The sequence below is a fragment of the Actinosynnema sp. NPDC059797 genome (assembly GCF_042732085.1).
In the GTDB taxonomy this organism is placed as follows: Bacteria; Actinomycetota; Actinomycetes; order Mycobacteriales; family Pseudonocardiaceae; genus Actinosynnema.
On sequence record NZ_JBHWIE010000245.1, the window covers coordinates 1 to 10,694 of the forward strand.

At 73.1% G+C, this 10,694-nt stretch carries 12 protein-coding genes; 8 read left to right on the forward strand and 4 right to left on the reverse strand.

Going from position 1 to position 10,694, the window contains the following annotated elements; all coding sequences use genetic code 11:
- The first annotated feature begins 506 nt into the window (after positions 1-506).
- A complete protein-coding gene (locus ACFV4N_RS32710) occupies positions 507-887 on the forward strand; it encodes an STAS domain-containing protein (RefSeq protein ID WP_499676508.1) in 381 nt (126 codons plus the stop codon).
- A gap of 372 nt (positions 888-1,259) precedes the next feature.
- Here ACFV4N_RS32710 and ACFV4N_RS32715 read toward each other — a convergent pair whose 3' ends face one another.
- On the reverse strand, positions 1,260-1,934 hold the full coding sequence (locus ACFV4N_RS32715) for a DUF6766 family protein (protein WP_499676509.1): 675 nt from the start codon (positions 1,932-1,934) through the stop codon (positions 1,260-1,262).
- A gap of 82 nt (positions 1,935-2,016) precedes the next feature.
- Positions 2,017-2,394, reverse strand: coding sequence for a hypothetical protein (locus tag ACFV4N_RS32720; RefSeq protein ID WP_499676510.1), 378 nt, complete (start codon positions 2,392-2,394; stop codon positions 2,017-2,019).
- A 247-nt stretch (positions 2,395-2,641) separates the two neighbouring features.
- Here ACFV4N_RS32720 and ACFV4N_RS32725 point away from each other — a divergent pair, with 247 nt between their 5' ends.
- From ACFV4N_RS32725 to ACFV4N_RS32745, 5 genes are all read left to right on the forward strand, one after another.
- Positions 2,642-3,001 (forward strand): hypothetical protein, encoded by a 360-nt coding sequence (locus ACFV4N_RS32725; RefSeq protein ID WP_499676511.1) that lies wholly within the window; start codon positions 2,642-2,644, stop codon positions 2,999-3,001.
- A 115-nt stretch (positions 3,002-3,116) separates the two neighbouring features.
- Positions 3,117-5,624 carry a molybdopterin oxidoreductase family protein gene (locus tag ACFV4N_RS32730; RefSeq protein WP_499676512.1) on the forward strand — a complete coding sequence of 836 codons (2,508 nt, stop codon included), beginning with the start codon at positions 3,117-3,119 and terminating at the stop codon, positions 5,622-5,624.
- A gap of 4 nt (positions 5,625-5,628) precedes the next feature.
- Complete coding sequence (locus ACFV4N_RS32735) at positions 5,629-6,087, forward strand: hypothetical protein (RefSeq protein WP_499676513.1); 459 nt, start codon at positions 5,629-5,631, stop codon at positions 6,085-6,087.
- Positions 6,088-6,092: 5 nt separating this feature from the next.
- The gene (locus tag ACFV4N_RS32740) at positions 6,093-6,638 is read left to right on the forward strand and encodes an HPP family protein (protein WP_499676514.1); all 546 of its coding nucleotides are present in this window, start codon (positions 6,093-6,095) and stop codon (positions 6,636-6,638) included.
- A gap of 107 nt (positions 6,639-6,745) precedes the next feature.
- Positions 6,746-7,966, forward strand: coding sequence for a PP2C family protein-serine/threonine phosphatase (locus ACFV4N_RS32745; protein ID WP_499676515.1), 1,221 nt, complete (start codon positions 6,746-6,748; stop codon positions 7,964-7,966).
- Between the two features lie 59 nt (positions 7,967-8,025).
- Here the strand turns inward: ACFV4N_RS32745 and ACFV4N_RS32750 are convergent, their stop codons facing one another.
- A complete protein-coding gene (locus tag ACFV4N_RS32750) occupies positions 8,026-8,343 on the reverse strand; it encodes a hypothetical protein (protein WP_499676516.1) in 318 nt (105 codons plus the stop codon).
- Positions 8,344-9,169: 826 nt separating this feature from the next.
- Between ACFV4N_RS32750 and ACFV4N_RS32755 the strand changes: the two genes are divergently transcribed.
- The gene (locus ACFV4N_RS32755) at positions 9,170-9,535 is read left to right on the forward strand and encodes a hypothetical protein (protein ID WP_499676519.1); all 366 of its coding nucleotides are present in this window, start codon (positions 9,170-9,172) and stop codon (positions 9,533-9,535) included.
- 429 nt (positions 9,536-9,964) lie between these two features.
- On the opposite strand, the gene ACFV4N_RS32760 is transcribed toward ACFV4N_RS32755, so the two are convergent.
- Positions 9,965-10,129, reverse strand: coding sequence for a hypothetical protein (locus tag ACFV4N_RS32760; protein WP_499676517.1), 165 nt, complete (start codon positions 10,127-10,129; stop codon positions 9,965-9,967).
- Between the two features lie 62 nt (positions 10,130-10,191).
- On the opposite strand from ACFV4N_RS32760, the gene ACFV4N_RS32765 reads away from it, so the two are divergent.
- Positions 10,192-10,694, forward strand: a 503-nt coding sequence (locus ACFV4N_RS32765; RefSeq protein ID WP_499676518.1) for a hypothetical protein, incomplete at its 3' end; no start/stop codon positions are given.

Consider the following 10,694-nt stretch of genomic DNA (forward strand, 5'->3'; position numbering starts at 1 on the left):
CAGGACCAGCTCGCACAGCTCGTCCGATTCGTGACGGGGTCAGGGCGCCGGCGGGCATCCGCACCACCTCACCGCCCAGCGACTCGACCATGCGCGCCTGCCACACGCCCTGCCCGCCCGCGTGGACGTGGGCGTCCGGTGCGCTCCCCACCTCCTCGATCGTCACCGTCAGCTCCGGGGACGGCGCTAACACCACCACACGACCCGTCGGTTTCCGATGCGCATGCGGGCTCTCGGCGCAGGTGCGTGAGGTCGAGCGGCAGGCAGGCGTTCCCGATGCCGCCGTCGCCGAGGCGGCGCAGCACGCGGTGGGGCCCGCACGCCCACGATCCCCGTGAGGTGTTCCGCCATCGGTGTGGTCGGTCACGTGGAGGTGACGACAGGAATTCCCCGACGGGAATCGGTCGTTGCCGTGGTCAACGCGCTCGTACCGGGGTTGAACAGCCAGCCCGTCACCGTTGGATCGGGTTTTGGGAAGGCTCTTGGTGGGTCAAGACGGATCGGCTGTGAACGTGTCGGTGTCCGCCGGTGCGTGGGGTGACGTGCCGGTGTTGCGCGTCGCGGGGGAAATGGACATGGCGACGACGCCCGGTGTGCGCGACGAGCTGCTCAGGTGGTTGGAAGCCGCCGTGCCGGTGGCCGTGCTGGACCTGACCGGGGTGGTGTTCCTGGCGTCCACCGGGTTGGCGTTGTTGGCCGAAGCCGCTCAGCACGCCGACAGGTGCGGTGTGGTGCTCGCCGTCGCCGCCGGTCACCGCGCCGTGCTCAAGCCGCTGGACATCACCGGGATGCACGAGGTGTTGACCGTGCGCCCGGACGTCGACCACGCCGTGGCGGCGGTGCGCGGTCTGTCGACGGGCGTGGCCGGCGACCGGCGCGACGGCTGATCGACCGCTGCGACGAGCCGGTGGTGCTCGAAGGCCGGTGTTTGCGGCCGGAGCCGCCGGGTATCTCGCGGGCACCCGCTGCGGGAGGAGTCGGCCGGGGGTCCAACCAGCAGCCCCGGCACTTCCGTTGCTCCTTCGCGGGAGCGCGAGGAGACCGGGTGTCCCTCGCGGTGACCCGTCGTGCGGTGGATGCTGGTGGCGGGCGTTCGCGGGTGACGATCGGTGTGGCGGGAAGGCGTTCGCCTTGACGGCGTGCCGGCGGGTCGGTGCAGAGACGGGGAGTCCTCGCACCGGCCCGCCATCCCGGGTGGGCCGGACCGGGACGAAGCCGAGGTGAACCGCGGGGACAGCGGTGCGTCCTGGCGCCGTCGATCAGCCGTTCTCGTCGGTGTCGGTGTGCGGGCTGCCCACCGGCTTGGACTGCGAGGACCCGCGTTGGCGCAGGTAGACGCTGAAGACCACCATCGAGCCGATGGCCAGGAACTCCGACTGCCAGTTCTGCAGCGACCGGTTCCAGAAGTCCGGCGAGGCCAGGTACTCCCACCAGGTCACGGTGTCCTGGAAGTTCACCAGCTGCTCGTTGTTGTAGGCGCTGCGCCCGGCGATGGACTGCGCGCCCCACGAGCCCAGGAACAGCGCCAGCACCACCAGGCCCAGCGAGTTGGAGTACAGCCCGGTGCGCCACCCGCCCGCCTTGGCCCACGGCGGGGAGTCGGGCTTGACGTGCGCGCCCAGCAGCTGCTGCTCGTCGCTCTCGCGGCCGAGCCGCTCGGCCGGCTTGGACTCGGTCGAGCCCTTCTGGACCAGCCAGACGCCGGCGAGGATGAACAGGACGAACTGGAGGTATTCGGACTGCCAGTTCTCCGTGACGTCGACCGCGAAGTCCGACGAGGCTATGTACTGCCACAGGCCGATCGGGTCGCCGCCGTCGGTCAGGCGGCGCTCGTTGAGGTCGGCGTTGCCGGCGAACGCCTGGCCGACCAGCGAGGCCAGGAACAGCAGGCCGAAGAACAGGCCCAGGCCGTTGTCGCGCAGGAACCGCTTCACATCCCCACCAACCCGATCACGCTGAAGCACACCAGCAGGGCCAGCACGCCCACCAGGTAGGCGTAGAACATCCCGCGTCGCGTCACTGCCCACCCACCTCGCACTCGTAGGGCCGGTCCCCGCGCGATGCGCAGCCCGCGCCGGAGATCCGCCAGCCCACCGCCAGTTCCCGCAGGAACAGCACGTCGCCCGCGGTGCGCACCCGGGCCGCGTCGCCCCACACCTCCACCTGCTCCACCGGGCCGCCCGCCACGTCCAGGGCGGCGCAGTCGGCGTCGTCGCGGGCCTGGTCGGTGAGCAGGTCGCAGGCCCGCGCCGAGTCCCCGGCGGAGACCGCGGAGGTGAAGTCCTCCGCCGCCCGCCGCACCAGGTCCTCGGCGCCCGAACCGCACCCGCCCACCAGCAACGCCGCGGTCAGCAGGGATGCGGAACGCACCACGGTCGGGAAACGCTTCCTCACCGGCACGGGCTCCTCTCGGCCTACGAAACCTCCTGCTTCCCCGCGGAGGCCGGCGGCAAACCACCAGGGCGGGCCCCCGGTTGCGGTGGGAACACGCTGTTGACCGGTCGAGGGACCCCGGTCCGGCAGTGCGGTGATGCCGCGGAGTTGCCATGCCCCGATCGGGGAGAACCCGATCCCGCTGGTGGTCGATCGGTGCTCCTACGCCCCCGCCGCGAACCCCGTACCCGAAGTCGACCACTGCACGGTGACCGGTGAGGCCGAGGTGGCCGCGCTGGTCGGGCGGGGAGTGGCCAGGGCGGACGACGGCACAGGCACCGCCATCGCCGCGCTGCGGTGGCTACCCGGCACCGAACTGGTGGTGGTGCACGGCGGAACCGCGACCGCCGGGGCGCGGGCCGAGATCACCCGGCTGCTCGACGGCGCCCGCAGGCTCGGCGTGGCCGACCGCGTCCGCGACGTCGACCGCCACTCCCTGATCGCCGAGCGCCTGAGCGGCTCGGGCGACGTCCTGGAGCGTTCCCGCACCGGTGCTGGTGGCACGCGGGAGATGCTGCTCGCAGCGGCGCCTGACCCGGTCCTGAAAGCACCCGCCGACCGGTCGTGACATCGGTGAGGGCGACGATCCCCACCGCACCATCGCGGTCCGGGCGACGGTGCGGTTGACGATCGTCGCGGCGGGTAGTCGACACGGTGGTCACACCGGATCGATGGAGGGGCGCATGGCGGACCGGATCGCGGACATCTGGGGCACGCGGACGCCGCACGCGAAGGGCGCGCCGTGGCCGGTGCGGGTGGACCTGCACCTGGACGCGGGTGTGGCGGAGTCGGATGTGGACCGGTGGGTGCAGTCGGCGTGCGTGCTGTGCAGCAACGGCTGCGGTTGTGACATCGCGGTCAAGGACGGACGCATGGTCGGGGTCCGCGGTCGGGCCGGTGACGTGGTCAACCACGGCCGGTTGGGACCGAAGGGCCTGTACGGCTCGTGGCAGTGGAACGGCCGCGACCGGTTGACCCGCCCGCTGGTGCGGCGCGGCGGCGAGCTGGTGGAGACCGACTGGGACACCGCGATGGACCTCGTGGTCCGGCGCTCGAAGGAGCTGTTGGAGGAGACCGGCCCGCTGTCGCACGGCTTCTACACCAGCGGCCAGCTGTTCCTGGAGGAGTACTACACGCTCGGCGTGATCGGCAAGGCGGGCCTGGGCACGCCGCACATGGACGGCAACACCCGGTTGTGCACGGCGACCGCGGCGGCGGCGATGAAGGAGAGCTTCGGCTCCGACGGCCAGCCCGGCAGCTACACCGACATCGACTCGTGCGACGCGATCTTCCTGTTCGGGCACAACATGGCCGAGACGCAGACCGTGCTGTGGGCCCGGGTGCTCGACCGGCTGCACGGCCCCGACCGGCCCGTGGTGGTGGCGGTGGACCCGCGGCGCACGAAGGTGGCGGAGGCGGCGGTGGAGTCCGGGGGAGTGCACCTGGCCCCGCTGCCGGGTACCAATCAGGCGCTGATGAACGGCCTGGTCCGCGAGCTGATCGCCCACGGTTGGGTGGACCACGACTGGGTCGCCGCCCACACCCTGGGCTTCGACGAGCTGGCCGCCACCGTCGAGCCGTACACCCCCGAGCACGTCGCCGGGATCTGCCGGATCGACCCCGACGAGCTGCGGCGCGCCGCCCGGATCTTCGGCACCTCCGACCGGGTGCTGTCGACGGTGTTGCAGGGCTTCTACCAGTCCCACCAGGCCACCGCGGCGTCGTGCCAGGTCAACAACCTGCACCTGCTGCGCGGCCTGATCGGCCGGCCGGGCTGCGGCATCCTGCAGATGAACGGCCAGCCCACCGCGCAGAACACCCGCGAGGCCGGCGCGAACGGCGACCTGCCGGGTTTTCGCAACTGGGACAACCCCGAGCACATCGAGCAGTTGGCCCGGCTGTGGAACGTCGATCCGCTGACCATCCCGCACTGGGCCCCGCCCACCCACGCCATGCAGCTGTGGCGCTACGCCGAGCAGGGCTCCATCCGGTTCCTGTGGATCTCCGCCACCAACCCGGCCGTGTCGCTGCCGGAACTGCCGCGCGTGCGTGAGATCCTCGCGAAGGAGGACCTGTTCGTGGTGGTGCAGGACGGGTTCCGCACCGAGACCGCCGAGTACGCCGACGTGGTGCTCCCGGCCGCGCTGTGGGGCGAGAAGCAGGGCACGTTCACCAACGTCAACCGCACCGTGCACCTGTCGGACAAGGCGGTCGAACCGCCCGGCGAGGCGCGGTCGGACCTGGACATCTTCCTGGATTACGCCCGCCGCATGGACTTCCGCGACCGTGACGGGCAGCCGCTGGTCAAGTGGTCCGACCCGGAGGGGGCGTTCCGGGCGTGGCAGGAGTGCAGCCGGGGTCGGCTGTGCGACTACACCGGCCTGTCCTACGCCAAGCTCCGCGGCGGCAGCGGAATCCCCTGGCCCTGCAACGACGAACACCCCGACGGCTGCGACCGGCTCTACGCCGACGGCGTGTTCCCCACCCACCCGGACGTGTGCGAGGACTACGGCCACGACCTGCTCACCGGCGGCACCACCTCACCCGAGCAGTACAAGGCGCAACGCCCGGACGGCCGCGCGTTCCTCAAGGCCGCCGAATACGCGCCCTCGCCGGAAGGGCCCAGCGACGAGTACCCGTTCGTGGTGACCACCGGCCGCACGGCCTACCACTTCCACACCCGCACCAAGACCGGCCGCTCCCGGCAGCTCCGCCGCGCCGCGCCCGAGCCGTGGGTGGAGCTGTCCGCCCGCGACGCCGCCGCCCTCGGGGTGTCCGAGGGCGACCTCGTCCGCGTCGAATCGCCCCGCGGCCGGGTCGAGGCACCCGCCCGCATCGGCCGGGGCCGCGACGGCGTGGTGTTCGTGCCCTTCCACTACGGCTACTGGGACGGAGGCGGCAAGGCGCACGTACGGGCGGCCAACGAGCTGACCCTGACCGAGTGGGACCCGGTGTCCAAACAGCCGCTGTTCAAGATCGGCGCGGCGCGGGTCAGCCGGTTGGCGGACGGCACCGGTCCGGCCCCCGCGCCCACCACCACCGCGTCCGCGCCGCACGACCCGGCGGGCGTCCCGGCGACCGCCGGCGACGACGACGTGCGCGAGGACCTGACCCCGACCGGGCCACCGCCCCCACCGCCGACCCCCGACCGCACCCCCAACGTGCGACCGCACGCCGCGCCGAAGGGCTGACGCCATGCACCTGGCCACCTACTTGGGACTGCTGCACACCTCCCTCACCACGCTCGCCGACGCCTTCCGCCAGGTCGGCGAGGGCCACGGCGAGGAGCCCGACGTGTGGCACACCTGCCAAGTCCTCGCCGGCCGCGTCGACCGGCAGGCCCAGGCCCTCGCGCCGATCGTGCGGCGCTACGGCGAGCACCGCGAGCAGGAGCCCGAGCGCCTGCACGCCGCCGAGATGGAGTCCACCCGCGGCGGCCCGGTCGGCCTGCTGCGCGACCTGCAGGACCTCTACACCCTGGCGAGCCTGGCCGACATCACCTGGACCGTCGTCGGCCAGGCCGCCCAGGGGCTGCGCGACCGCGAACTGCTCGACGTCGTCAACGCCTGCGAACAGGACACCGCCCGCCAGCTCACCTGGCTGCGCACCCGCATCAAGCAGGCCGCACCCCAAGCCCTCATCGCGGCCAGGTGAGCGGCGTGGACGACGAGGAGCCGGGTGGCGCGCTGACCGCCGCCGAACGACGGGCAGGCCGCCTCGGCGCCGCCGGCTACGCGTTCGCGCTGTGCCTGGCGGTGCTGGCCGCTGCGGGCGGGATCGCCCTGCTGGTCGAGCAGCCCTACCTGTTCCCCAGCCTCGGCCCGACCGTCATGCTGTTCTTCGAATCGCCCCGGCAGCAGTCGGCCGCGCCCCGCAGCACCCTGATCGGGCACGGCGTGGCGATCCTGGCCGGGGCGGGCTGCCTGGCCCTGTTCGGCCTGACCGAGCACCCACCGGTCCTCCAGGAGGGGGTCACGGGCGCCCGCGTCGGCGCCGCCGCCCTCTCCGTCGCCCTGACCGCCCTGGTCCTGCGCCTGCTGGACTGCCCGCACCCGCCCGCCGGGGCCACCACGCTGATCGTCAGCCTGGGCCTGCTCACCTCGACCCGCGAACTGCTCGCCATCGCCGCGGGCGTGCTGCTGGTGACCGCGCTCGGCGTGGCCCTCAACCGCCTGCTCGGCGTGCGGCAACCGCTGTGGCGATGACCGCGTGCGGCAACGCCGTGGACCGCTCCCGCCCGGAGCGTTCTCACACCGGGGGTTGACGGTCCGGGTGCTGTGGGTAGACCTCCCGGCAGACGTGGGAGGTTGTCGTGGACGGTGACGGTGACGGGGTCGGGCTGGGAGACCTCCTGGCGGCGGCGGAGAGCGCGCCGCCGGTGGAGTCGGTCGAGGTCGTCGCGCGGAACCTGGAGAAGCGGTTCGGGGCGGTCGAGGTGTCGTTCCTGCTGGTCGACCTCGTCGGCGAGCAGGTGGTGCGGTTGACCTCGACCGGGCACGTCCAGGCCGGACGGGACTCGGAACGGGTTGACCTGCGGGGCAGCGCCTACGAGGAGGTGTTGCGCACCCAACGGCCGTGGCAGGAGCACGGCGACGACGGGGTGCGGGTGGTGCTGCCGGTGACCAACCGCGGCGACTGCGTGGGCGTGCTGGAGCTGACCGTGCCCGCCCTGGACGAGGAGGCGCTGGCGCAGCTGGGCGAGGCCGCGCACGCGCTGGCCTACGTCATCGTCACCGACCGCCGCTTCACCGACCTCTACCACGTCGGCCGGCGCACCACTGAGATGAGCCTGGCGGCGGAGATCCAGCACCAGTTGCTGCCCTCGGCGTCGTGCTGCGAGGCGGCCCAGTTCACCGTGGCCGGTGCGCTGGTGCCCGCCGACCAGATCGGCGGCGACACCTACGACTACGCCCTGGAGCAGGAGACGCTGCACCTGTCGGTCACCGACGCCGTGGGCCACCACGTGGACTCCGCCCTGACCGCCACACTGCTGGTCGGCGCGCTGCGCGGGGCCCGCCGCGCCGGGTACGGCCTGGCCGAGCAAGCCCACCGGGCCAACCAGGCGCTGCTGGAGCACGGCAGGGGCGCCCTGGCCACCGGGCTGCTGATGCGCGTCGACCTCGACGGGGAGGGGATCGAGCTGGTCAACGCCGGGCACCCGCCACCCCTGCGGCTGCGCGACGGCGCGGTGGAGCAGGTGCGGTTGGAGGTCGACCTGCTCTTCGGCGTCTCAGCCGGCCACGGGTACCGGGTGCAGCGGTTGGACCTGCGCCCGGGCGACCGGCTGGTGCTGCTCACCGACGGCATGGTCGAGCGCGACGCCGCCGGTGCCGACCTGGCCGCACTGGTCCGCGACACCGCCGACCTGCACCCCCGCGAGGTCGTGCGAGCGGTGACCGGGGCGGTGCGCGACGCCTGCCGCGGCCGGCTCCAGGACGACGCGACCGTGCTGTGCCTGGACTGGCACGGCACCGGGAAGACCGACCGCCGCGCGGACACCGGCGCCGACACCGACACCGCCTCGCGCGCCTGACCGCCGACCACCGGAGGCCGGCGGCACGTCGCACTACTGCGTGGACGGCTGATGCGCTGTCACGTGGGCGGCCAGGGGGAGGTCTCGGCGTCGATCTCACGTTGATCGGCTTGGCGGTCGCGCTCATCGGCCCGGCGGTCGCGTTCGTCAGCTCGGCGGTCGCGTTCGTTGGCTCGGCGGTCGCGTTCGTCGGACTGGTCGTCGCGTTCGTCGGCCAGGCGGGTCCGCCGGTCGAGGTCGGCCTCACGCGCATGCAGTCGGCGTTCGCGCTCGTCAACGCCGTCCTGGTCGCGCATGGCCGTGACGGAGGCCGCAGTCTCCGCGTCGATGGCCCGTTGCTGCTCGATCCGGTCCTGGTCCTCAGCCGAGGTGGTCACCCGCTCACTGCGCACCCTGCGTGCCGATACCATCACCACCGCGATGCGGCCGCGAGGCGGCGCCCACGAGCCGACCGCGCTCCCGCCACCCTGCGCGAGCTGCGTCCCCTGTGCCGACCACCGGGTGCGGGAACCGTCCGGGCGACCGAACCCGCCCGCCGCACCGCGCTCGCGTGATCGCACTCGGCGCCGCCCTGCTCCTGACACGCCGGTAGGCCGGCGCCCGACAGCCAGGGCGACGGCGTCGAAGGCCGCCGCGGTGGAGGAAGCGCCGACCACCTCGCCCCGACCGCTCACCACCCGGCCGCAACGGACTTGACCGTCACGCGGGTGCTGCTCCGGCACTGGCGGGCGGGCAGGTGGTGAACCCCCTGCGGTTGCCCGGCCCGCGGTGGCCGCTGCGTCAGCCGGGTTCGCCTTCGGGGCGGAGGGCGTGGAGGTGGCAGCCCTCCGGCGCGCAGCACACCGGTCGCCTTCTCAATGTCACCGGTTCCTGCCGTCATTCCGGTCGACCTCCACTGCTCCGCTCCGCACACCCGCGACCCCGCCGGTGGTGCCGGCGGCCCGGTGCGACGGGCAGGGGCGCGGTCTGCGCGTGGTGCCGTCGTCGGTGGTGCGGCGCGAGCTGACCGTGTTGGGGCTGCTCGACGTCATCCCGCTCACCGCCGCCTGACCGGTCGCCGCCGGCGGTACCGGAGGGTGGACGCGCTGTTGCGGAGTGACCTGCTGGTGGCGTGGTCGGTCAATGTCCCCCGGGTGGAGTGGCGGCACCCGGGACGGGACCGGCCGGGGCGTTGCGGGTTGAACAGGCTGCCCGATCGTCGACCTGTCCGGGTTGACCTTCGTCGCCTCCTCCGGCATCAACGCGCTGCTCGCCATCCACGGGCACGCCCGCGCCAAGGCGGTGGACGTGGCGGTCGTCGCCGTCCAGCACCTCGTGTTGCGGCCGCCGGCCGTCACGGGGGCGCGGCCGGGGTGCTGGCCGTTCACCCGACTGTGTCCGACGCCCTGGCGGCACTGCGTCCCGGCTTCCTGCACCGAGCCGATCCGGATGCCGATTCGTCCGCGTGAGGACGATGCGCGCTTCGTCCTCATGTCGCGGTGCGCCGGTGGGCCGGGCGACTGCGGTGGCGTCGATCGCACCGTGGTTGCCGATCTCCGATTCCGTCCTGGGCACAAGCCCTCGTGCTGATCACCAGAGCGAACGTTGTCCGTCACGTGCGGTTGCTGGAAGTGGTCGCCAGTGATGGCGGGCTCGCACGGACGCGATTGGCATCCTCATCGAGGCGGATCGGAGGAGCATCCGGTCGTGGCTGGGGCGGTAGCCTGCCCGGGTGTGACACAGCGTGCAGGTCACATCCGCTTGTCCAAGGTCAGGTCGAGGCTTGACGCGGTCCCGCGTGTGTCCGTCGCCGGGTCGGCGGTGACCCCGGAAGGGGCCGGATACCTGGCGTACGCGAGCGGGGAGCAGCCGTGACCGCACCGGGGGCACCGACCTGACCGGCCTCGTCGACGGCATGGGCCTGGTGGCGTGGGAAGTCGACGTGGCGTCCCGGCGCTTCGCGTTCGTCTCCGGGCACGCCGAGGTGCTGCGGGCGTGGCGCGCCGGTGTCGACCTGGACTACTTCGAGGTGGAGTTCCGCGCCACCGCGGACGGGTGGCCGCGGACCGGTGCGCGTTCGCCGTGGTGGAGGACGACGAGGATCACTTCACCATCAGCGACGACCACGCCGGTGGGCTGCCGCTGCTGCGCGACGGGCGGTTCGTCGCGGGCCTGGCGGTGCACCAAGGGTCGGTGCGTCACTGGGAACCGGCCGAGGTCGACCTGGCGTCCGTGGTGGTGGGCCGGTGTCGGGAGTCGTTCTGGTGGGCACCAGCGCGGCCGACCTCGTGGTGTCCGGCCGGGGCATCGACCCGAGCCGACAGGATGCCGATCCGACCGGCGCGCGCGTGCTCACCGAGGTGTGGCAGGTGCGCCGCGGTGACGGGGACGTGGTCGCGTTGGAGCTGAGCATGCGCACCACGCCGACCGGGGTGCCGGCCATCGGGCGCGACGTCACCGAGCGGCAGCGCGCCGAGGCCGAGCGCGAGCCGCTGTTGCGGCGCGAGCACGAGATCGTGCGCATCATCACGGACCACGGGTCGTCGCCCGGTGGACGCACCGCCCACGTCAACAGGGTGCCCGACACCGCGTCGGGGCTGACTCCCACCGCACTCCACAGGTCTCGGCGAGCGGCGGCGGTCGCCTACCCCGGCCACGGCCACCGCCCGTGCCCGGCCACCGGCTTCCGGCGGTGGCCGGCTCCGAGGCGTCTATGTCCGGGTCCGCTCGCCGGTCGTCTGCGTGGGGC